General features: G+C 56.9%; 21 protein-coding genes and 1 riboswitch. Of the genes, 20 read left to right on the plus strand and 1 reads right to left on the minus strand.

The window, feature by feature from the left end; genetic code table 11:
- The first annotated feature begins 118 nt into the window (after positions 1-118).
- The 5 genes from C230_RS0118190 (at position 119) to C230_RS0118220 (ending at position 6677) form a co-directional block, all read left to right on the plus strand.
- Positions 119-1291 (plus strand): cysteine desulfurase family protein, encoded by a 1173-nt coding sequence (locus tag C230_RS0118190; RefSeq protein WP_018133481.1) that lies wholly within the window; start codon positions 119-121, stop codon positions 1289-1291.
- Between the two features lie 179 nt (positions 1292-1470).
- Positions 1471-2709, plus strand: coding sequence for a threonine synthase (locus tag C230_RS0118195; protein WP_018133482.1), 1239 nt, complete (start codon positions 1471-1473; stop codon positions 2707-2709).
- A 483-nt stretch (positions 2710-3192) separates the two neighbouring features.
- Positions 3193-4440, plus strand: a complete 1248-nt coding sequence (gene hisS / locus C230_RS0118210) for a histidine--tRNA ligase (RefSeq protein WP_018133485.1) — start codon at positions 3193-3195, stop codon at positions 4438-4440.
- 3 nt (positions 4441-4443) lie between these two features.
- Complete coding sequence (aspS, locus tag C230_RS0118215; RefSeq protein ID WP_018133486.1) at positions 4444-6255, plus strand: aspartate--tRNA ligase; 1812 nt, start codon at positions 4444-4446, stop codon at positions 6253-6255.
- A gap of 74 nt (positions 6256-6329) precedes the next feature.
- Positions 6330-6677, plus strand: a complete 348-nt coding sequence (locus C230_RS0118220; protein ID WP_156807513.1) for a hypothetical protein — start codon at positions 6330-6332, stop codon at positions 6675-6677.
- Positions 6678-6727: 50 nt separating this feature from the next.
- Here C230_RS0118220 and C230_RS0118225 read toward each other — a convergent pair whose 3' ends face one another.
- Positions 6728-8002 (minus strand): cation:dicarboxylate symporter family transporter, encoded by a 1275-nt coding sequence (locus C230_RS0118225; protein ID WP_018133488.1) that lies wholly within the window; start codon positions 8000-8002, stop codon positions 6728-6730.
- A 404-nt stretch (positions 8003-8406) separates the two neighbouring features.
- Between C230_RS0118225 and mnmA the strand changes: the two genes are divergently transcribed.
- The 15 genes from mnmA (at position 8407) to C230_RS0118300 (ending at position 22240) form a co-directional block, all read left to right on the plus strand.
- On the plus strand, positions 8407-9540 hold the full coding sequence (gene mnmA, locus C230_RS0118230; protein ID WP_040393981.1) for a tRNA 2-thiouridine(34) synthase MnmA: 1134 nt from the start codon (positions 8407-8409) through the stop codon (positions 9538-9540).
- Between the two features lie 127 nt (positions 9541-9667).
- A complete protein-coding gene (locus C230_RS0118235) occupies positions 9668-10510 on the plus strand; it encodes a polysaccharide deacetylase family protein (RefSeq protein ID WP_245534014.1) in 843 nt (280 codons plus the stop codon).
- 317 nt (positions 10511-10827) lie between these two features.
- A riboswitch (cyclic di-AMP (ydaO/yuaA leader) is annotated at positions 10828-10986 on the plus strand.
- A gap of 4 nt (positions 10987-10990) precedes the next feature.
- Positions 10991-11806 carry a LysM peptidoglycan-binding domain-containing protein gene (locus tag C230_RS0118240; protein WP_018133492.1) on the plus strand — a complete coding sequence of 272 codons (816 nt, stop codon included), beginning with the start codon at positions 10991-10993 and terminating at the stop codon, positions 11804-11806.
- A 123-nt stretch (positions 11807-11929) separates the two neighbouring features.
- Positions 11930-12106: a hypothetical protein gene (locus C230_RS23060; protein WP_018133493.1), complete on the plus strand. Its 177-nt coding sequence runs from the start codon at positions 11930-11932 to the stop codon at positions 12104-12106.
- Between the two features lie 247 nt (positions 12107-12353).
- Positions 12354-13391: a low-specificity L-threonine aldolase gene (gene ltaE, locus C230_RS0118250; protein ID WP_018133494.1), complete on the plus strand. Its 1038-nt coding sequence runs from the start codon at positions 12354-12356 to the stop codon at positions 13389-13391.
- Between the two features lie 105 nt (positions 13392-13496).
- The gene (locus C230_RS20995; protein WP_018133495.1) at positions 13497-14840 is read left to right on the plus strand and encodes an AAA family ATPase; all 1344 of its coding nucleotides are present in this window, start codon (positions 13497-13499) and stop codon (positions 14838-14840) included.
- A complete protein-coding gene (locus C230_RS0118260) occupies positions 14830-15528 on the plus strand; it encodes a YczE/YyaS/YitT family protein (RefSeq protein ID WP_018133496.1) in 699 nt (232 codons plus the stop codon). The genes C230_RS20995 and C230_RS0118260 overlap by 11 nt, the downstream gene beginning before the upstream one ends.
- Positions 15525-15932: a cysteine metabolism transcriptional regulator CymR gene (gene cymR, locus C230_RS0118265; protein ID WP_018133497.1), complete on the plus strand. Its 408-nt coding sequence runs from the start codon at positions 15525-15527 to the stop codon at positions 15930-15932. The genes C230_RS0118260 and cymR overlap by 4 nt, the downstream gene beginning before the upstream one ends.
- 130 nt (positions 15933-16062) lie before the next feature.
- Positions 16063-17202: a cysteine desulfurase family protein gene (locus C230_RS0118270; RefSeq protein ID WP_018133498.1), complete on the plus strand. Its 1140-nt coding sequence runs from the start codon at positions 16063-16065 to the stop codon at positions 17200-17202.
- A gap of 119 nt (positions 17203-17321) precedes the next feature.
- Entirely contained in the window at positions 17322-17825 is a 504-nt protein-coding gene (locus tag C230_RS21585; RefSeq protein WP_018133499.1) for a PRC-barrel domain-containing protein, read from the plus strand.
- Between the two features lie 16 nt (positions 17826-17841).
- Positions 17842-18030, plus strand: a complete 189-nt coding sequence (locus tag C230_RS0118280; RefSeq protein WP_018133500.1) for a hypothetical protein — start codon at positions 17842-17844, stop codon at positions 18028-18030.
- A gap of 25 nt (positions 18031-18055) precedes the next feature.
- Positions 18056-18898: a DUF116 domain-containing protein gene (locus C230_RS0118285; protein ID WP_018133501.1), complete on the plus strand. Its 843-nt coding sequence runs from the start codon at positions 18056-18058 to the stop codon at positions 18896-18898.
- 82 nt (positions 18899-18980) lie between these two features.
- Positions 18981-19859: a UbiA-like polyprenyltransferase gene (locus tag C230_RS0118290; protein ID WP_026174425.1), complete on the plus strand. Its 879-nt coding sequence runs from the start codon at positions 18981-18983 to the stop codon at positions 19857-19859.
- 49 nt (positions 19860-19908) lie between these two features.
- Positions 19909-20685, plus strand: a complete 777-nt coding sequence (locus C230_RS0118295; RefSeq protein WP_018133503.1) for a patatin-like phospholipase family protein — start codon at positions 19909-19911, stop codon at positions 20683-20685.
- Between the two features lie 334 nt (positions 20686-21019).
- Positions 21020-22240 (plus strand): IS110 family RNA-guided transposase, encoded by a 1221-nt coding sequence (locus C230_RS0118300; protein ID WP_018133504.1) that lies wholly within the window; start codon positions 21020-21022, stop codon positions 22238-22240.
- Positions 22241-22343 lie beyond the last annotated feature (103 nt).

Below are 22343 nucleotides of genomic sequence, written 5' to 3' on the forward strand. Positions count from 1 at the left end.
TTCCCTGTTGGAAATCTATGATCCTATTATGAAAGTTGCTGTTGTAAGCTGTCAAGACAGGTGTAAAATAAGGTGTAAAGCAATCATACAAAATGTATATGTCAAAGGGGTGTTGCGAATGCCGGAGCTGGCACGGTATTTTGATCATGCGGCGACGACCGTCATGCGCAAGGAAGTGGTTGATGCGATGGCGGCTTACTTGGTAGAGGATTTTGGGAATCCGGGCAGCTTGCATCAATTTGGGATGAGGGCAAAAGAGGCGCTGGAAGTGGCGAGGACGGCGATCGCGGAGACGATTGGCGCGCGCGGCAAAGAGCTGATTTTTACAGGGAGCGGGACGGAAGCGGACAATCTGGCGGTGCTCGGTGCTGCGCGGCGGCTGCGCCGGCTCGGCAAGGGGAGCCATGTGGTGACAAGCGCGGTCGAGCATCCGGCGGTGCGGGAGGCTTGCCGGGCGCTGGAAAGAGAGGGTTTTCGGGTCACGTACGTACCGGTCGACGAAGCCGGGCGGGTCAATCCGCAGGATGTGAAAAAATCGATTGAACCGGACACAGTGCTGGTCAGCGTGATGCATGCCAACAACGTGGTCGGCACGATCCAGCCTGTTACGGAGATCGGGCGTTTTTTGCGGGAAAAAGGGATTTTGTTTCATTGCGACGCCGTGCAGAGTTACGGAAAAATTCCGGTGGACGTAAAGCAGATGCAGGTCGATCTGCTGACGATCAACGCCCATAAAATCGGCGGTCCGAAAGGAGTGGCCGCGCTGTATGTGCGAAAGGGGGTTCGCCTGGATCCGATCGTGTACGGCGGCGGGCAGGAGCGGGGGCTGCGCCCGGCCACCCCGAATGTCGCGGGCATCGTCGGATTTGCAAAAGCCGCCCGGTTGGCGATCGCCGACCTGCAGCAGGAGCGGCAGCGCTTGGAGCGATTGCGGGCTCGTCTGATCGGCCGTCTGACTGCCACCATCCCAGGCTGCAAGATCAACGGCGACCCGTCCGATTGCCTGCCCACCCACGTAAACATCAGCATCGACCGGATCGAAGGGCAGGCGTTGATGCTGGAGCTGGACCGGCTTGGGTTTGCTACATCCAGCGGTTCCGCTTGCAGCTCGACCGACCATGAACCGTCCTATGTGCTGCTGGCGATGGGCAAGTCGCGCGAAGTGGCGCTGGAAAGCCTGCGGATCACGATGGGCAGAACAACAACCGAACAGAGTGTGGACGAGTTGGCGGCGTCATTGGAGCAGATTGCGAAAACGTGGCGGGCGGCGATCAGCGTGCCTGGTGTATAAAGTGTCGATACAGCGGCAGGGATCACTCCTGCCGTTTTTTTTTCATAAAGTGAACGCAGCTGTCCGAACGGTTGCCCAATTCGTTCATTTTGCTTATCATGTCAAGTAGTTTGATTGAGAACAGCACAGGAGAAGCGTATTACCCGAAACTGGAGCCATAAAGATTTGGAGGGTTCACCATGAGTCCCATCAGTTGTCTCAGCCACCTGGAATGTCCGAAATGCGGCCGCACTTATGACCCGGATCAACCGCAGCATCTGTGCGTTTGCGGTTCCCCTCTGCTCGTCAGGTATGATCTGCAAAAAGCCGCCCAGTCGTTGCGGAAAAGCGACCTGGTGCACCGGAAGCCGACGCTGTGGCGGTATCGGGAACTGCTGCCGGTGCGCGAAGAAGCGAACATCGTATCGCTCGGGGAAGGCATGACACCGATCATCCCGCTGAAGCGGATCGGCGAGAAAGCGGGACTCCGCCACCTCTACCTGAAAGACGAGGGCACGATCCCGACAGGCTCGTTCAAAGCGCGCGGGGCTGCAGTCGGCGTCTCCCGGGCCAAAGAGCTGGGCGTGCAGTTGCTCGCGATGCCGACAAACGGAAACGCCGGCGGGGCTTGGGCGACCTATGCGGCGCGGGCGGGCATCAAGGCCACGATCGTGATGCCGAAACATGCGCCTGCGATCACCCGCAGCGAATGCGCCGTTACGGGAGCCGATCTGTATCTGGTTAACGGATTGATCAGCGACGCCGGAAAAATCATCGGACGAGCCATCGAGAAATACGGCTGGTACGACGCTTCGACGTTGAAGGAGCCGTACCGGATCGAAGGCAAAAAGACGATGGGCTACGAAATCGCCGAACAGTTTGATTGGAACGTGCCCGATGTGATCCTTTATCCGACGGGCGGCGGCGTCGGCATCATCGGGATCTACAAAGCGTTGCGGGAATTGCAGGAAATGGGCTGGATCGGCGAAAAAATGCCTCGTTTGGTCGCCGTTCAGGCCAGCGGCTGCGCACCGATCGTCAAAGCCTGGGAGGCTGGAAAAAAAGCTTCCGAGTTCTGGCCGGATGCGTCGACGGTTGCATTCGGCATTACGGTGCCGAAGGCGCTGGGCGATTTTCTGGTGTTGGAGGCGGTTTACAACACGGATGGCTGTGCCGTCGCCGTCGAGGACGAGGAGATTTTGCATGCGCAACAACAATTGGCGTCGTCTGAGGGACTCTTCATTTGCCCGGAGGGGGCGGCGACTTTCGTGGCCGCGTTAAAATTGAAGGAGCAAGGATGGCTGCATCCGGACGAAAATGTGCTGCTGCTGAACACCGGCACTGGCTTGAAATACCCGGCCATCTTACAGATCGACCCGCCCGTGCTGGAACCGGACGACGACTTGCCGGCCGCAATGCCGTCATTCATCAGCTCCTAGGTGTACAAATTTGGCGATGCTTCGGCTGCCGAAGACCCAGGCATCGGCGCGTAACCGCCGGTGCCAAGCCACACTTGACATCGCTCACCGACATGAGTATGATACATGCTAACAATGATGATTTTTTGGAAAATCGGATCCGTTGAAGGGAAGAAGTAGCAAGGTTCCCGCCTGGCCAGAGAGAAGACGCCGCGGCTGAGAGCGTCTTTCCGGAGCGCCCTTGCGAAAGACATCCTGGAGGACCCCTTGTGAAACCTGCAGGGCTGATGGATCAGGCGGGGGGGTGCTGCGCTTTGCAGACAGTCCCCGGACCGGGCATTGCGGCGAGTAACAGGCTGGCGCGACCGGGCGTTATCGGTGAGCGGGAGCTTTGGCAAAGCGCAAAGCTCCAAACAGGGTGGTACCACGGGTGATTTTGGATCTCTCGTCCCTGACAGGGGGTTGCTGTCAGGAACGAGGGATTTTTCATTTGGAGGGGTTCTGATGTTTACCAACAAACCGCGGGGAACGTACGACATCCTCCCCGGCGAAACGGAAAAATGGCAATTCGTCGAAAAGGTGGCGCGTGCTGTATGCCGGCGTTACAACTATCGGGAAATGCGCACTCCGATATTCGAACACACTGAGTTGTTCGCGCGTGGGGTGGGCGAAACGACCGACATTGTGGAAAAAGAAATGTACACGTTCACCGACCGCGGCGGCCGCAGTCTGACGCTGCGGCCGGAAGGGACGGCTGGAGTCGTGCGGGCGTTTGTGGAAAACAAGTTGTACGGACAGCCCCAGCAACCGGTCAAATTGTATTACTTCGGCCCGATGTTCCGGTATGAGCGGCCGCAGGCAGGACGCAACCGCCAGTTTGTACAGTTTGGGATCGAAACGTTGGGATCGGATCATCCCAGCGTCGATGCGGAAGTGCTGGCGCTGGCGATGACGTTTCTGGCAGAAGTGGGAATTCGCGGCCTGTCACTGGAGATCAATTCGGTCGGCTGTCCGGAGTGTCGACCCGTCTACCGGGAACATCTGAAACAGTATTTGGCGGGCCAGCTTGATCAACTCTGCGAAGATTGCAACAATCGCTACGAGCGCAATCCGATGCGGATTCTCGACTGCAAGGTGGACAAGGACAAGCTGGCGGATGCACCGGTGATGCTGGATCACCTGTGCGAAGGGTGCAAAACGCACTTCGAGCAACTTCAGGGGTACTTGCAGGAATCGGGCATTCCGTTCACCGTCAACCCGCACATCGTCCGCGGGCTCGACTATTACACAAAAACCGCGTTTGAGATTCTCGTTGACGGGGCAACGGTGGTCGGCGGCGGACGCTACAACAAGCTGGTGTCGGAGCTCGGCGGACCGGAAACGCCGGGGATCGGTTTTGGCTGCGGGGTCGACCGCGTGTTGATTACGCTCGCCGAGCAGAATGTCGAACTGCCGTTGGAACAGGCGCTCGATGTGTTTATCGTCGCTTTGGGCGAGTCGGCCGACCGGCAAGCGGTATCCTTACTGCAAGAGATGCGGGTGGCCGGACTGGCTGCCGACAAAGACTATCTGGGCCGCGGCATGAAGGCGCAGCTGAAAGCGGCCGACCGTCTTGGCGCCAAACAGGTGGTTCTGCTTGGGGATGATGAATTGGCGCAGGGTGTGGCCAACGTGAAAGAAATGGAAACGGGCGAGCAGGTGACCGTGCCGTTGCCGGAATTGATTCGGAAGCTGCAGATGAGGAAGGGGTAAACGATGACAGAGCAGGTGAAGGGGATTGGATTGTATCGCACGCATCGGGCGGGCGATTTGCGGATTGGTGACGCCGAAAGCGTTGTGGTGCTGAGCGGATGGATTCAGCGCCGGCGCGATCTGGGCGGGCTCATTTTTGTTGATTTGCGGGATCGCAGCGGGATTGTCCAGGTGGTGTTCAATCCGGATTTTTCGCCGCCGGAGTTGATGGAACAAGCGGACAGGTTACGGAACGAGTATGTCGTATCGATCCAGGGGAAAGTGGTGCAGAGGGAGCCGGGCACCGTCAACCCGAAACTGCCGACCGGCGAGATCGAAGTGCAGGCGGTGCGGATGGAAATTTTGAATGCAGCGAAAAATCCGCCTTTCTACATCCAGGACAACATTGATGTGGACGAGATGGTGCGGCTGAAATACCGCTACCTCGACCTGCGCCGGCCGGAGATGCAGAAAACATTCATACTCCGCCACAAAGCGGTGCAGCACATCCGCTCTTTCCTCGACCGGCACGGATTTTTGGAGATCGAAACGCCGATGCTGACCAGGTCGACGCCGGAGGGGGCGCGCGACTATCTGGTGCCGAGCCGGGTGCACCCGGGCGAATTTTACGCGCTGCCGCAATCGCCTCAACTGTTCAAACAGCTGCTGATGGTGTCCGGTTTCGAGCGGTACTATCAGGTCGCCCGCTGTTTCCGGGATGAGGATCTGCGGGCCGACCGGCAGCCGGAGTTCACGCAGGTGGACATCGAGATGTCGTTTATGCCGCTGCAGGAGTTCCATGATTTGATGGAAGAGATGATGGCAAGCCTGTTCAAGCAGACGCTCGGGGTCGACATTCCGCGGCCGTTTCTGCGGCTGACGTATCAGGAAGCGATGGACCGGTATGGGTCGGACAAGCCGGATGTGCGGTTCGGCCTGGAACTGAAAAATATTTCCGACATCGCCGCAACGTGCGGATTCAAAGTGTTCCGCTCGACGGTCGAGAACGGCGGCATAGTAAAAGGCATCAACGCGAAAGGATGCGGCGGTTACAGCCGGAAGCAGATCGACGAGCTGGAGGAGTACGCGAAGCGGTATGGCGCCAAGGGGCTGGCGTGGATCAAGGTGACCGGGGAGGGGATTCAGTCGCCGATTGGCAAATTTTTCACGGAAGATGAGATCGAGTCGATCAAGGCTGTCCTGGCAGCGGAACCGGGCGACCTGCTGCTGTTTGTGGCCGACAAGCCGAAGACGGTGGCGGATGCGCTCGGCAACCTGCGGCTGAAGCTCGGCAAAGACCTGAACCTGATTCCGGAAGGAACATTCCAGTTCCTGTGGGTGACCGAGTTCCCGCTGCTCGGGTATGACGAGGAAGCAGGACGCTGGGTGGCGGAACACCATCCGTTCACGATGCCGATGTGGGAGGATATCGACAAGCTCGACACCGACCCGGGCAGCGTTCGGGCGCAGGCGTATGACATGGTGCTGAACGGGTATGAGATCGGCGGCGGCTCGATGCGGATTTTCCGGCGCGAAATTCAGGAAAAAATGTTCAAGGCGCTTGGCTTCACGAGGGAGGAAGCGTATGACAAGTTCGGGTTCCTGCTGGACGCGTTCGAATATGGAACGCCGCCGCACGGAGGCATCGCGTTCGGTCTGGACCGGATCATCATGATCATGGCGGGACGCCAGTCGCTGCGTGACACAATCGCGTTCCCGAAAACGCAATCGGCCAGCGACCCGATGATGCAGGCGCCGTCGGAAGTGTCGCCGCGCCAACTGGAAGAACTGCACATTCGGCTGGCGGAGGATATCGAGACAGTGGCGGGCAAGTAACGGAATAGCGGATGTTTGCTGAGTCCCTGGGATGCTATCGTGCACCCGGGGATTTTCTTGATTCGGATGAGGGATTGGACTGGTTGCTTTTGGCAGAGGGGCGCGACCGGTTGCAAAGAGGAGCAGGAGATTTTGACCGGGACGTCGAACTGGAAACGGGGGGAATTTTCAAAGTCTTGAGTCAGGGTGAGTGGGGTATGGAGAACAAACCGAGACCGCAAAAGGAATGGGTTCGGTCGCTGGGATATGTAAAAATTGGGGAATACAAAGGCGTACTGTACCAAAACGTGCGAAACCGGACGCTATGGAAATGGCGGAATTGCATCGTCAAAGCGGACAATTACGTGGCCGCCATCCAGGAACTGAAAAACCGTAATGCGATACCGAAAGGATTGAAGAAAAATGCCGCCGCGGATCGTTAACGCCCGGCGGTACATTTTCAGCAAAAAGAGGGGGCGCCGCCCCCTCTCGATTAACCTGCTATGCTGTTGCCCGATTCAAGCGAAGTGACATATTGTTTTGCTTGTTTCGTGTCGTACTGGCCTTCCCATTTGGACATAACCACCGCAGCCAGCGAGTTGCCGATCACGTTGACGGCGGTGCGGGCCATGTCGAGAATCCGGTCGATCCCCGCGATAAACGCCAGCCCTTCCAACGGAATGCCGACGGAACCGAGGGTTGCCAGCAATACGACAAACGATACGCCCGGCACTCCGGCGATTCCCTTGGAGGTCACCATCAGCACGAGCATGAGAGTGATTTGGGCGCTCAGCGGCATATCGATCCCGTACATTTGCGCGATAAAAATCGCAGCCAGCGCCTGATACAGGGTGGAACCGTCAAGATTGAACGAATAGCCGGTCGGGATCACGAATGAAGTGACCGCTTTCGGACAACCAAACTTTTCCATTTTTTCCATTATCTTAGGTAGCACCGTTTCCGAACTTGCCGTCGAATAAGCCAGCAACAGTTCGTCTTTCAGGATTTTGATCAGCGTGAATACGCTCGTGCCGGCCATTTTTGCGATAATGCCGAGCACCACCAACACAAAGAACACCATTGCCCCGTACACGGTCAACACCAGCTTGCCGAGCGGGATAAGGGAACCGACGCCAAATTTGGAAACGGTTACACCGATCAGGGCAAATACCCCGAAAGGAGCGAATTTCATAATCTGGTTGGTCACCCAGAACATCGTGTCGGCGACGCCTTCAAAGAAGCGAAGCACCGGCTTGCCTTTCTCGCCGATCGCAGCCACGCCGAGACCGAACAGCACCGAAAAGAAGATGATCGCCAGCATATCGCCGTTCGCGATCGCCTGGAACACGTTTTTCGGCACGATGTTGACGAACGTGTCAACAAAGCTGTGTCCGACCTGGTGGGTGGTGTCCACATATGATTTGATATCTGATTTCGTCAGGTGCTGCATGTTGACACCCACACCCGGCTTGAACAGGTTGGCGGCCAACAGCCCGACGACGATTGCGATCGTAGTAACGATTTCAAAATAGATGATCGTTTTGCCGCCCAACTTGCCGAGCTTCTTCACATCGCCGACGTTTGCGACACCGACCGTCAGCGTGGCGATCACGATCGGGACGACGATCATTTTGATCAGGCGAATGAAGATGTCGCCGATCGGCTGCAAGTATTTGGCGACGTTCGGGTTTCCGTAAAAAATGGCGCCAACGGCAATCCCCAAGATCAGTCCGATTAAAATTTGTACAGCCAAACCAAATTTTTTCATTCTCTCACCTCTCTTGAAATGCCTATAACAGCAGTTTTCAAGATACTGCAAAACGATGTTTTACGACAAGACACAAATTCTAGCAAAAATCGTTTTGGCTGCCGAGCAATTGCTCGGTGCTTGCCGATTCGCGGAGAATATCCGTTTTTTGGGGTGCAAAAAAGTCTCCGCTGTATGGCAGGCTACAGGAGTGCTGCAAATGACGCATTTTTAACGGGGTCTTATAATGGAGGCAGCAATTGCGAGGAGGGGAACCGGCTTGACAGGGTAGCAGGCTTGTGAGATAACATATACCACCACGGTACTCCGTGGGGGTATCTTTTTGGGGAACAACGGGTGCCGCATGCCGGTACAGCGGATTGCGAAAGCTAAACAGAGGCGAAGCATTGCATAGATGGAAGGTGATGGAAATGAACCGGAAACCTGAAGATATACGAGTCGTCTGCGGCATGTCCGGCGGCGTCGACTCCTCGGTTACCGCCCTGCTCTTGAAACAGCAGGGGTATGACGTAATCGGCTTGTTCATGAAAAATTGGGACGACACGGACGAGTTTGGCCATTGTACGGCTGAGGAAGATTTTCACGATGTGCGGCGCGTTTGTGAGCATATCGGAATTCCTTATTACACGGTCAATTTCGAAAAAGAATACCGGGAGAAAGTGTTCGAATATTTTTTGGACGAGTACCGCAAAGGTCGGACTCCCAATCCGGACGTGATGTGCAACCGTGAGATCAAGTTCGGCGAATTTTTGGAGAAGGCGTTGGAGCTTGGCGCGGATTATATCGCGACCGGCCATTATGCCCGCATCGCGCACGCGGACGAAGAATACCGGCTGTTGCGCGGGGTCGATCCGAACAAGGATCAGACCTATTTTCTCAACGCTTTGAACCAGTACCAACTGTCGAAGGCGATGTTCCCGATCGGCCACCTCACCAAACAGCAAGTGCGGCAAATCGCGCTGGAAGCCGATCTGCCGACCGCCAGGAAGAAAGACAGCACTGGGATCTGTTTTATCGGCGAGCGGGACTTCCGGGAGTTTTTGCGCCACTACCTGCCGGCGCAACCGGGGGAGATGCGCACCACGTCGGGCGAAGTTGTCGGCCGGCATGAAGGGTTGATGTACTATACGCTCGGGCAACGGCACGGTCTGGGCCTCGGCGGTGCCGGGGAGCCGTGGTTTGTGGTGGATAAGGATGTGAAAAACAATATTCTGTACGTCGAACGGGGGGCCGATCATCCACGGCTGTATTCGAAAGGGCTGTTTGCCATCGATGTCAATTGGATTAGCGGCAAACAGCCGCCGCAGCCGTTCTCATGCATGGCCAAGTTCCGCTATCGCCAGCCGGATCAGGCAGTAACTGTGTATCCGCATCCGGACGGCACATGCGACGTAACTTTTGATCAGCCGCAAAAAGCGGTCACTCCAGGGCAAGCGGTTGTGTTCTACCAAGGCGAAGTGTGCCTGGGCGGCGGCATTATTGACCGGGTCTACCGCGAGCTGCCGGCTGCCTACCAGGCGGTGGCGTCGGCCAAGTGACGTTGAAGGCGAACACGGGAGTGAATGGAAGAACACGGGCGTCCACGGGTGCCCGCTGTTTTTTTTTCGCACCTGCCCGAGGGTTTCCCCATATAGTACAACGAATGATACGTTGGGGGGATTCCATATGGTTTTTCCAAGTCCATGCCACCTGTATCCCTACGGCTGGCCTGTGACAGCCGGGTACCATCCATACCGCTTTTCACCACCGCCTGCCGCTTTGTTGGTTCGACCGGATCAGTGGAAGTATCTGTCACGCCAGGTGGCACCGTTTCAGCACGGCCCGGAGCGAATGGCGGAGCGGCACCCGCACGTCCGGCATGTAGACTGGGCGTCCCGATTTCCGAACGATGTGATTTTGCACGGACCGCGTCGCAATGAAATCGCCCTCACATTTGACGATGGCCCGGACGATGTGTGGACGCCGCGTGTTCTGAGCGTGCTCGCCCATTATGATGTAAAAGCGACTTTTATGTGTGTCGGCAGGCGCATCGCGGACCATCCGCAAGTATTGCGCCGGATTTACAGGGAAGGGCACGTGGTCGGCAACCACAGTTGGAATCATCCGAACCTGACGAAAATCCCGATTTCGCAAGTCGGCGAGCAGGTCGAGCGCACGGCAAACGAAATTCACCGGCTGGTCGGCGTCAGACCGCATCTATTCCGTCCGCCATACGGCGCTCTCAATGAACCGGTGATTCGTGAGATCATCGCCCTGGGCAACAAAATTATTTTGTGGAATGTGGACAGTCTCGACTGGGCAAGGCTGACTGCGGCGCAAGTAACAGCCAACATCCTCGCCCATGCCGGTCCCGGTTCGATCGTGTTGGAACACAGCGCCGGCGGACGCGGGGAAAGCCTGGAGGATACGGTGCGGGCGCTGCCGCGTGTGATCGAGACGCTGCGGGAAGAAGGCTACCGGTTCGTCACTGTCCCCGAATTGCTGGGCATCCCGGCTTATCGTTCGTGAGTGGATCACACCGGCGGGCGGGTGTAAAATTCTGCACACCGCACTGGCTGTCCAAAGGATCAGGCCACGCCGCCCGACATGGCGGAAGGCAGGAAGCGGGACGAGATAGTCTGTCTGCTAGAAATGTGGAGCGACGACGCATCAAAGTGGAATCCGCAGTGGAATTCACAGGGATGCACCTCATGGTGTCAAACGTGAAACAAAAATTTGAAAGAGGCCGCGTGATAGTATCCCCGAGCGCGCCTCTTTTTAACGTTAACGAGCTGGCCGTTTTTCTTCCATAATTTACCGCTTTTTCGCGAGGGATTTTCTTGTTATCGTAGTTGATGCCGAAACTTCAAACCATCGAAGTGCGGGGGACCTATTTTTTACGGAGCGGCGCGGTCGTTCCGTTTGGGGTGAATCGCCGATGGCGTAGGGTTGTATCCTCAATCCGAACCCGACAACTAACTCCGCAGGCGAACAAAAGGAGAGGATAACATGAGTGCAAAAAAGAAACTGGCCGCAATGGCCGCAGGCCTGTCCATCGCCAGTCTGGCGACGCCGGCGTTGGCGAGTACATACGAGGTGAAGCCGGGTGACACGCTGTGGAAAATCTCCCGAACGCATCATGTGTCGCTCGCAGAGCTAACCGCAGCCAATCCAAGCGTGCATCCGCGGAATCTGCAGATCGGACAAGCCATTCGGGTGCCGGATGGAAAGGCGGACGCCGATGGCACATACGTAGTGACCGGCGATGACACGTTCTGGAAAATCTCCCGCAAGCTGCATCTTCCCCTGAAGGATCTGCTGGCGGCGAATCCGGGCGTCGATCCGTTGAATCTGTACCCCGGTGTTGTGCTGCGCCTGCCAAAAACGGGTGTAGCCAGCAAACCGGTTGTGTCCCCGGCTGCCACCAAGCATGCAACAGCGACTGCAGCCGCGACTGCGGGGCAACAGCCGCAAGTGAAAACAGCCTTGGGACAAACGTTGGCCTACAGCCGGGTGATTTCCGGCGTGGCAACCGCTTATACCGCATCTGCGCAGTGCAATGGATCATGGGGAGCGGTCGACTACTTCGGCAATCCGCTGCAGGTGGGTACCGTGGCGGTCGACCCGTCGGTGATTCCGCTCGGTTCCAAGCTGTACATCACCGGTTACTCGTTTTCCGGTCTGCCGTTCGGCGGCATGATCGCCTACGCAAGAGATGTGGGGGGCGCGATCAAAGGGAACCACATCGATATTTTCGTGCCGACATCGGATGAGGAAGCCAGCCAGTTTGGCATGCAAAATGTAAAGATTTATATATTGAAGTAGAAAAAAGCGGATATTTCGCCTCCCTGACGCCGTTCTCTTGGAAGAACGGCGATTTTTTTGGTCAGATGCAGGAGTTTTGCCGATCGGTATGGAATAATTTTCTAGGATACGGGAGGGGATTCGATGAATGACTGGCGTTACGTTTTGTATGCGATCGTGCTGGCGATTGTCGCCTGTTTTACGAGAGAAATCGTCACGTTTGTGATGCTTGGGTTTATTTTGCTCGCATTGGGCAACATCGGAAACACGCTGCGGCAGATTCACCAGGAATTGAAAAGGCAAAACGATTTGCGCGGATGACGGGGTGATCCAGGTTTGGATTGTCGGAAAAGAACTCAATCAAACTTGAACAAAGAAACCCGGACGAAAGAATTCGGTTTTTTTTGCATTGGGTCTCCTGAATGGCACAGGGTGGATTTTTTGTTTGATTTACATTTATTGTAAATCCCCTTTTGGCGATCTTGTGATATGCGGCGCACTGGATTACAATAGTAAAATCAGAGTGAAACAGTCGGAAATTACATCGAGACAAACGGGAGAGAGAACGATGCAGCGGATCGATTTGCGGAGCGATACGGTCACCCTGCCGACGGAGGCGATGCGGAAAGCGATGGCTGAGGCGGAACTGGGTGATGATGTATATGGGGAAGATCCGACCGTCAACCGATTGGAGGAACTGGCGGCGGAGAAACTGGGGAAGGAAGCGGCCCTGTTTGTGACGAGCGGCACGCAGGGCAACCAGGTGGCGATTTTGTCGCACGCGCGGGCGGGCGAGGAAATCATTCTCGAGGCCGATTCCCACATCTTTTTCTATGAAGCGGCTGCCGCGTCTGCGCTGGCCGGCGTGCAAACGCGAACGATCGCGGGCGTGCGCGGGGTGATGGATCCGCGGGAGGTGGAGCGGGCGATCCGCGGGGTGAACATCCATTTTCCCCGCACCGCCTTGATCTGCCTGGAAAATACGCACAACCGGGCGGGTGGAGCCATCCTGCCGCTCGAAAATCTGCAGGCGATCTACGAACTGGCACAACGCAAACAGGTCCCGGTACATCTGGATGGAGCACGGGTGTTTAACGCGGCGGTCGCGCTTGCGGTGGATGTCCGGGAGATCACCCGGTTTGTCGATACGGTGCAAGTCTGTTTTTCCAAGGGGTTAGGGGCGCCGGTCGGCTCCGTCCTGGCCGGTCCGCGCGATTTCATTGAAGCGGCAAGGCAATGGCGGAAACGTTTGGGCGGCGGCATGCGGCAAGCGGGGGTGATTGCGGCGCCGGCGATCGTGGCGCTGACCGAGATGGTGGACCGATTGGCGGAAGATCACGAGAACGCCAGGCGGCTGGCCCTGGCGCTCGCCGAAATGAAGGGATGGCAAGTCGACCCCGGTCTGGTCGAGACGAATATCGTGATTGCAGATGTGGCAGGCACCGGCCGGTCTGCGACTGAATGGCTGGATTGGCTGGCTAAAGAAGGCGTGCTGGCGGTTGACTTCGGCGATACGCTGATCCGCTTTGTCACCCATAAGGATGTCAGTTCATCCGATCTTGAAGAGGCGATCCGGCGGATTCACCGGGTCGTGAAGCGTCTGTAGGGCGGCGGCCCGCTGCCCAAAAGGTGCAGCAAGTGGCGCGAAGTACTCGGAATCCGCTGCCAAGCTTTGCGTCACTTTGATGGGAATATTTGAGGGGTGGAGAAAATGGATCTGTTCTCTTTCCAGGCGGAAGAATCGCAGCAAAAATTGGCTCCGCTCGCCGCCCGCATGCGTCCGCGGACATTGGACGAACTGGTCGGACAGGATGCGATTGTCGGGCCGGGCAAGCTGCTCAGGCGGGCGATCGAGGCGGATCAGCTGTCGTCGATCATTTTGTACGGTCCGCCGGGGACGGGGAAAACGACGATTGCCAAAATCATTGCCGGCCATACGAAATCCTATTTTCACACGTTGAACGCGGTGACGGCAGGTGTGTCCGACATCCGGCAAGTGGTGGAAGAGGCGAAAAACCGGCTGGCGATGTACAACCAACGCACGGTGCTGTTCGTCGATGAGATCCACCGCTTCAACAAAGCCCAGCAGGACGCGCTGCTGCCGAATGTGGAAGACGGCTTGATCATTCTGATCGGAGCGACGACGGAGAACCCGTTTTTTGAAGTGAACGCGGCGCTGTTGTCCCGATCGCAAGTGTTCCCGCTGTCTTTGCTGGCGGAGGACGATTTGCGCCAGGTTGCCCGCCAGGCGCTGCAGGACCCGGAGCGGGGATTGGGTCATTTTTCGGTCAAAATGGATGAAGAAGCGCTCGATCATCTGGTGCGCTGTGCGGACGGGGATGCCAGACGGTTGTTGAACGCGCTGGAACTGGCGGTGCTGTCGACCCCTCCGGGCGACGACGGTACGATTCACGTAACGCTGGACGTGGCGGCCGAATCGATTCAGCGGCGGGCGGTACGCTATGACAAATCGGGCGACCAGCATTACGATACGATTTCCGCGTTTATCAAGTCGATTCGCGGCTCTGACCCGGACGCGGCGCTGTTTTGGCTGGCACGGATGATCGACGCGGGGGAAGATCCCCGCTTTATCGCACGACGCCTGGTGATTTCGGCGTCGGAGGACATCGGAAACGCCGATCCGCAGGCGTTGCAGGTGGCGGTGGCCGCGTTCCAGGCGGTCGAGCTGATCGGCATGCCGGAGGGGCGGATCGTGTTGGCTCAGGCAGCTGCCTATTTGGCGTCCGCTCCGAAAAGCAACGCGGCGTATGTGGGGATCGGCGAGGCACTGGAGACAATCCGGCAAGGTGCGTCGGTGGAAGTTCCCTTGCATTTGCGGGATAAGCATTACAAAGGCGCGGTACAACTGGGCCACGGCCAGGGATACTTGTACCCGCACGATTACCCGGGCAATTACGTGAAACAGCAGTACCTGCCGGATGCGTTGCGGGATGCGACATTTTACCGGCCGACCGCAAACGGCTATGAGAAAAAGATTCGCGAATACTTGCTGTCGATTGGCAAGCTGAGACGGGAGGATACGGATGGAAACTGAGTCGCATACTACTCCTGTGCAGACTGCGTATCTTCAGGCGCATCGGACGGCGCCAAAACAATTTTTTTCGCTGTTGGCGGTTCGTTGGCTGGTGTTTGTGTTCGGACTGATGATCATGAGCTACGGTATCGTCGCCGTGGTGAAAGCGAATTTGGGCGCCTCACCGTGGGATGTGCTGCATTTGGGGATCAGTTGGAACACGGGGCTGTCGTTCGGCAGGGTGCAGCAGCTGGTCGGTGTCGCGATTTTGGCAAGTGCTGGTCTGCTGCTGAAAAAATGGCCCTCCCTGGGTGCGGTCGCCAACATGCTGTTGGTGGGGGAGTTTTGCGATCTGATTCTGCGCTTTCACCTTGTGCCGGAGTACGAATCGGTTTACGCCCGGATCGGCTTGTTCACCGCTGGCATCCTGATTTGGGGCTTTGGCACCGGCGTCTACATCCAATCCAACCTGGGGGCCGGGCCGCGCGATTGGCTGATGCTGGCGCTGCATCAGAAAACCGGCTGGGCGATCCGTTGGGTCCGCACTTTTTTGGAAGTGTCTGCTGTAGGACTCGGTATCTGGCTGGGCGGTCCGTTTGCCTGGGGGACGGTTGCTTTTTCGCTGACGATCGGCCATGCGACCGAATACGGGTTGCGGCTGGCGAAAAAATGGCTGGGACGGTATACGGAGAGGGGAGATGTTGCATGAAGCTGTCCACGAAAGGACGGTATGGCGTGACTTTGATGGTCGACCTCGCCCTGTATCAGGGGGAAGGACCGATTTCCCTGAAGACGATCGCTGAACGGGAAGATCTGTCGGAGCATTATCTGGAACAACTGATCGCGCCTTTGCGCAATGCCGGTCTGGTCCGTTCGATCCGCGGCGCGTATGGCGGCTATGTGCTGGCCAAGTCGCCGAATGAAATCACGGTCGGGGACGTCATTCGCGTCCTGGAAGGACCGATTACGATCGTTGACAATCCGGACGATGAGCTCAATTACTTGTGGGAAGAGGTGCGGAACGCGATCAATCAGGTGTTGGACTCGGTGACTTTGGCGGATGTTGCCGAGCGGAAAAAGACGGGCGGCGACAATTTTATGTATTACATTTAGGCTGCTTGCAGGGGCACGGGTAGCGAGTGACCGTGCAAGCAGTCGGAATCGTACGGGATCTTGATTGGCCAGGCGAAACCTTTTTGCTGCCAAAAGGGGTTTCTCCGGTTTGTGACAGGAGGTTCGTTCGGTGATCTATCTGGACAACGCGGCGACGACACCGCTGCACCCGTCGGTGCGGGAAGCGATGACCCCGTATCTGGAAGCGGAATACGGAAACCCGTCGAGCACGCATCAACCGGGGCGGGCTGCCAGAAGGGCGGTGGAGCGCGCGCGCGAGCAGGTGGCGAAAGCGATTGGCGCCGATCCTGCGGATATTGTGTTTACGAGCGGCGGCACCGAATCGGACAACGCGGCGATTGTGGGCGCGGCGCTGGCGAATCGGGACAAAGGACGGCATCTCGTGACCACCGCGATTGAGCACCATGCTGTGTTGCATACCTGCGAATTCCTTGAAAAAATGGGCTTTACCGTAACGTATGTCCCCCCGGACCCGGATGGGATCGTTCCGGCGGAAGCGGTCGTTGCCGCGATCAGGCCCGATACCACACTCGTTTCTGTAATGTATGTGAACAATGAAACGGGAGCGATCCAGCCGGTTGGCGAGATCGCGCAAGCATGTGCCGAGCGCGGGGTTCTGTTTCATACCGACGCGGTGCAGGCGATCGGGCTGCTGCCGGTCAACGTAAAAGAAACGGGCATCGACATGCTGTCGCTGTCCGCACACAAATTGCACGGACCAAAAGGGGTCGGCGCCCTGTATGTAAGGCGGACGGCGGCATGGCAGCCGGTTCTGCATGGTGGATCGCAGGAACGAAAAAAGCGGGCCGGCACCGAGAACGTTCCGGGGATCGTCGGACTTGGGGCTGCGATCCAACGGGTGCTTGAGCATCGGCAAGAAAATTACCAGCACATCGAACAACTGCGCAATCGGATGCTGGCCATCCTGCAGGAAGAGGTCGATTTTTTGCGTGTGAACAGTCCCGCCCGGTCGGTTCCGTCGATTCTCTCGGTGTCGTTTCCGGGAGTCGCCGCCGACACGATGCTGATGAATCTCGATCTGGAAGGAATCGCGGCTGCCAGCGGCTCGGCCTGCACCTCCGGATCGCTGCAGCCGTCCCATGTGTTGACGGCGATGGAGTTGGGACCCCACTGCGTGAAATCGGCGATCCGCTTCAGTTTTTCAGAGCAAAACACAATCGCGGAGGTGGAAACGGCCGCCCGCAAAACGGCCGCGATCGCCCGTCGCCTGAAGCGAAACCTTGCATGAAGAAGCCCGATGAAGGGCATTTTTTCATTGTAACGGCTGAATACGGGGAAACTCTGCCCGAAGTGCGTGTCTGCGCGGGCTGAACAGATCAGATCATCCGGCAGCAAGGAGGTGGCGGCATGAGGCGAGCGCGGCCTTGGATCGGATTGCCTGTGATCGAACTGCGGAACGGGAGCCGCCTAGGACAGGTGGTCGATTTGCTGTTTCAGCAGGACAACCGGCTGGATGCTTTGCTGGTTGAGCGGGATGGGTTGTTTGCGGGGCAGGGGGTTGTACCGATCTCGGATGTCAAATCGATCGGCGAGGATGCGGTGACGGTCGAATCTCCGGAGTGCATCCGGGAACTCGCTCCACAAGAGGGACAGCGGCGTTTGCTTTGCGGCAAGCAGGCGCTGGTCGGCAAAGAACTGTATACGGAAAATGGAACGGTGCTGGGAACGGTGGCAGATGTTTACATCGCTTCGCAAACGGACAACATAGTAGGGTACGAAGTGTCGGACGGCTTGCTGGCGGATCTGACGGCCGGGCGCAAGTGGATGCCCTTTTCGGACACGCTGCAGATCGGGGATCAGATCATCGTCAAGGCAAACGCCAGACTTTCCGACCTGCAATCCGATACGTAGGAGTGGATGCAGCTTGATGCGCTGTCCCAATTGCAATTGCCGCGACATCGGAAAAATCGGCACCAACCAGTACTATTGCTGGGAGTGTTTCGTCGAGTTCAGCATGATCGGCGAACAAGTCAAACTGTACCAGGTGGAAGAGGACGGATCTCTCAGTCTGTTCAACGATCTTTCCGGAAGCGGGACACGAGTGCAGCAGATTTGACCCATTCGGTGAAGGAGGAACGAAAATGTCCAAGATCGATTCGGCCAACAGGATGGAGCAGATCCCTCCGCGCAAACTGGGCGACACGTGGGAAGGCTGGTCGGGCGAAATTGAAGAAAACAATGGGGATCTCGCCACATCTCCTTGGTACTTCCTCTCTTTTTACGGACTCGCTGTGCTGATCCTGCACGGGGTCGCCTGGCTGCTTTGGTTCCTGGCGGAACCGCGGCTGGCGGAAATCGGCGTGTGGCTGAAAAAGACGGTTTTCGCCGGCGGCATAGCTGTGCTCGGAACGATGGATCTTGGGCTGTTGCTGATCGTTGCCACTGTGATCACCGGCCAAAATTTTGTCCCCTACTACAAAGGAAAACATATCGCTTTGTCCCCGCTGCTGCCGGCGATTGTCAAGATCGGCACGGCAGTGGGGCTGTCCAAGGATCGCATCTCCAACTCTTTGCTGCAGGTCGGGAATCGGATCACAGCGGCCAATATCGGGCGGGTTCAATCGAACGAACTGTTGATTCTGCTGCCCCGCTGCCTGACCAAAGTGATGCGGGATGCAGTCAATGAACTGGCCGGCCGTTATGGGGTGGTTGCGTATGTGTGCAGCGGCGGCCAGCAAGCCCGCCAACTGCTCGCCGAGAAAAAACCGAAAGGTGTGATCGCGGTCGCCTGTGAACGCGACCTGATGGCCGGCGTGCAGGATGTGGGAGCGGCGATACCGGTGATCGCGATCGCCAACAAGCGCCCGGAAGGCCCCTGCCGCAATACGCATATTGATATGTTGGAAATGGAAAACGCGTTCCGCACGTTTCTCGGCGAACGGCCAATCGACCGGACGGGTGAACAACTGGAACTGGTAAAATGAGGTAATATGCGCAGTTGATGCTTGACAAGCCTCCTCCCCTGTCGCTTAATGGTAATGTGAGTTCAGGCTGCAGCGGGAGGTTATCGCTTTGTCGAAAATCCGTCTTTTTCTTGCAATGATCAAGTTTGAACATACGATCTTCGCTCTGCCGTACGCTTATATCGGCATGATCATGGCCAGCTTTTACAAGGACGGGACCTGGCCTGGCTGGCGAACGTTTTTTTGGGTGACGTTGGCGATGGTCGGGGCGAGAAGCGCGGCGATGGCGCTGAACCGGTTGATCGATCGACAAATCGACGCGAAAAATCCGCGAACCGCTGACCGCGAACTGCCAAAAGGCGCGATCACGAGTTTTGAGACGTTGCTGTTTATCATTGCCTCCCTCGTGCTGCTCGGCATATCGGCATGGATGCTGAACCCGCTGTGCTTCTACCTGATGCCGCTGGCGGTATTTTTCCTCGTAGTCTATTCCTATACCAAGCGGTTCACTTGGGCGTGCCATCTCGTGCTTGGCATCACGGACGGACTGGCGCCGCTTGGTGCCTGGATCGCTGTCACCGGCAAATTCGATCTGCCGGGCCTGCTGTTGGCAGGTGCAGTAGCTGCGTGGATCGCAGCGTTTGACATCATTTACGCCTGCCAGGACGTGGAGTTTGACCGGCGCGAAGGTCTGTACTCGATCCCGGCGCGCTTTGGCATCGCCGAGGGATTGTGGATTTCCCGGGCGCTGGATGTGTTGACGATCGTCCTGTTTTTGCTGATTCCTCTGTACGTGTCGCTCGGCCCGATTTATTATGTGGGTGTGGTGGTGGTGGCCGCACTGCTGGTCTATGAACATCTGATTATCTCGCCAAACGATATGTCACGGATCGACATTGCCTTTTTCAAGGTAAACAGTATCATTGCGACGGTGGCATTCCTGTTTACGTTTACCGACATCGGGTTGCGATTGTGGCGGTAGCCGGTCAGAAAACGGACAGGGACCACCCGAGCGGGAAGGACCAATCGGTATGAAACGGGTAGGTTTGGCTTTGGGGGGCGGCGCTGTGCGCGGTCTGGCGCATATCGGCGTGCTGAAAGTACTGCAGCGGCATCAAATCCCGATCCACTACATTGCCGGCACCAGCATGGGGGGCCTGATCGGGGGCCTGGTGGCGGCCGGCATCGCGCCGGAAGAAATCGAGGAGTTTATTTATGCGACGCCCACCTATCGGTTGGTCGACTTTGCGATTCTCAAACGGGGAATCCTGGCGGGCGACAAGATTTACACCCTGCTGATCCAAATGTTGGAACAGAAAGGGTTGGGCGATGTGCAAATCGAGGATCTGCCGATCACCTTCCGGGCGGTTTCGGTCGATCTGAAGCGTGGCCAGATTTTTCTGTTTGAACGGGGCAGCCTGCTGCTGGCGATTCGGGCAACCACTTCGATCCCCGGCCTGTTCGCGCCGGTGGCGTATCAGGACAAAGTGTTGGTGGACGGCGGCATTCTCAACAACCTGCCGGCCGATCTGGCACGCCGTGAAGGGGTGGATGCGGTGGTCGCCGTCGATGTGGAACGGGAACATGAGGAGCAGGAGCCGCGCAACATTTTTGAGGTTTTGTACCGCTCGTATTCGATCATGACAACGACGATTCGCCGAGCCAATCTGCGCTATGCGGACGTCGTGCTGCGACCGCGGGTCGGGCATATCCTGGCGTTTGATTTCAGCAAGGTGAGAGAGAGCATCGAGGCGGGGGAACGGGCGGCGGAACGCAAGCTGAAACAGGTGGCCCAACTGTTGGAGTAGCTAGCTCCGGTTGGGCCATTTCCGGGGAAAATGGCTGTTGACGTTGAAATGAAAGATGGAGGTCGTATTTTCATAAAGTTTTTTATAGACCTCCATGCCGCTACGGCGGCACCATCAGATGATGAAAATCGGGCAGTTGAGGTATAATCAACTTGCGGCTGGTGAAGGCAGGTCGTGACTTCATGGTGCTTGCGAGCCCGATAGGTAGACTGAACCCCAACGACCAGGTGCACCACAGACTGTTGCTCCGATTCGGAAGCACGCGGGATAGAATGATCGAGAATGGTCGTTGCACCAGTCCTTCCATTTGAAAGCCGCAAGGAGTTTGACGGATATGGACGTGGTATACAGTCGCGTTTGCGGTCTGGATGTACACAAAAAGAACGTCGTGGCTTGTGTGCTCACACCGGAAACAAAAGAAATCCGTACTTTCTCCACCATGACTGAAGATCTTCTGGCGCTGGTCGATTGGATTAAGCAACACGGATGTACGCACGTTGCGATGGAAAGCACCGGTTCGTACTGGAAACCTGTTTACAACCTGCTGGAGATGGAAGACATCAAAACGTTGGTGGTCAATGCCCGCCACATCAAGCATGTGCCGGGGCGTAAAACGGACGTCAAAGATGCGGAATGGATTGCCGGTTTGCTGCGGCACGGCCTGCTGCAAGGCAGTTACATTCCAAGTCGTGATCAGCGGGAACTGCGGGAACTGGTCCGGTATCGCCGCAGCCTGATCGAAGAACGGGCCCGGGAAGTCAACCGGATTCACAAGGTTCTTGAAGGGGCCAACATTAAACTGTCATCGGTGGCAAGCGATGTGCTGGGCAAATCCGGACGGGCGATGATCGAAGCAATGGTCGCGGGAGAAACGGATGCCGTGATGCTGTCCGAATTGGCACAACGGCGGCTGAAAAGCAAAAAGCCGGAATTGATCAAGGCATTGAACGGACTGATGGGTCCGCATCAGCGGCTGATGCTGGCAGCGCAATTACGGCATATCGACGATTTGGACGCGCTGATCAAACAACTGGACGAAGAGATCAAGAGGCGGATGCTCCCTTTTGAGGAAGACCTGGAACGGTTGGATACGATTCCCGGAGTGGCAAGGCGCACCGCAGAACAGATTTTGGCGGAAATCGGCACCGACATGAACCGGTTTCCCTCCGCCGCCCATCTGTGTTCGTGGGCGGGGCTGGCTCCAGGTAACCATGAAAGTGCCGGTAAACGTAAATCCGGTCGAACGACAAAAGGGAATCAAAAGCTGCGAAGCGCCTTGGTAGAGGCCGCCCAAGCTGCAGCCCGAACGAAGAACACGTACTTGTCGAGTCAATACCGTCGAATCGCCGCCCGTCGGGGAGCCAATCGAGCTGCGGTTGCAGTTGCCCACAGCATCTTGACGATCGTTTACCATCTCCTGAAGCGCAAGCAAACGTATGTGGAACTAGGTGCTAACTATTATGAAGAACGGCAGCGCGACCGAGTGGTCAAACAAGCCGTTCGAAAGCTGGAAGCGTTAGGATTGAAGGTCACGGTGGAGGAAGCGATTGCGTAAGAAACAGGTCGTCCAGAAATTACCATGTGGACGATAGATGAGTTGTGGCCTTTTTTTGTCTTTTCAAGAGCTAATATTTTCGGGATAGAAAGAGGAAATAGCG

It is taken from the genome of Effusibacillus pohliae DSM 22757 (assembly GCF_000376225.1).
Taxonomy (GTDB): domain Bacteria; phylum Bacillota; class Bacilli; order Tumebacillales; family Effusibacillaceae; genus Effusibacillus; species Effusibacillus pohliae.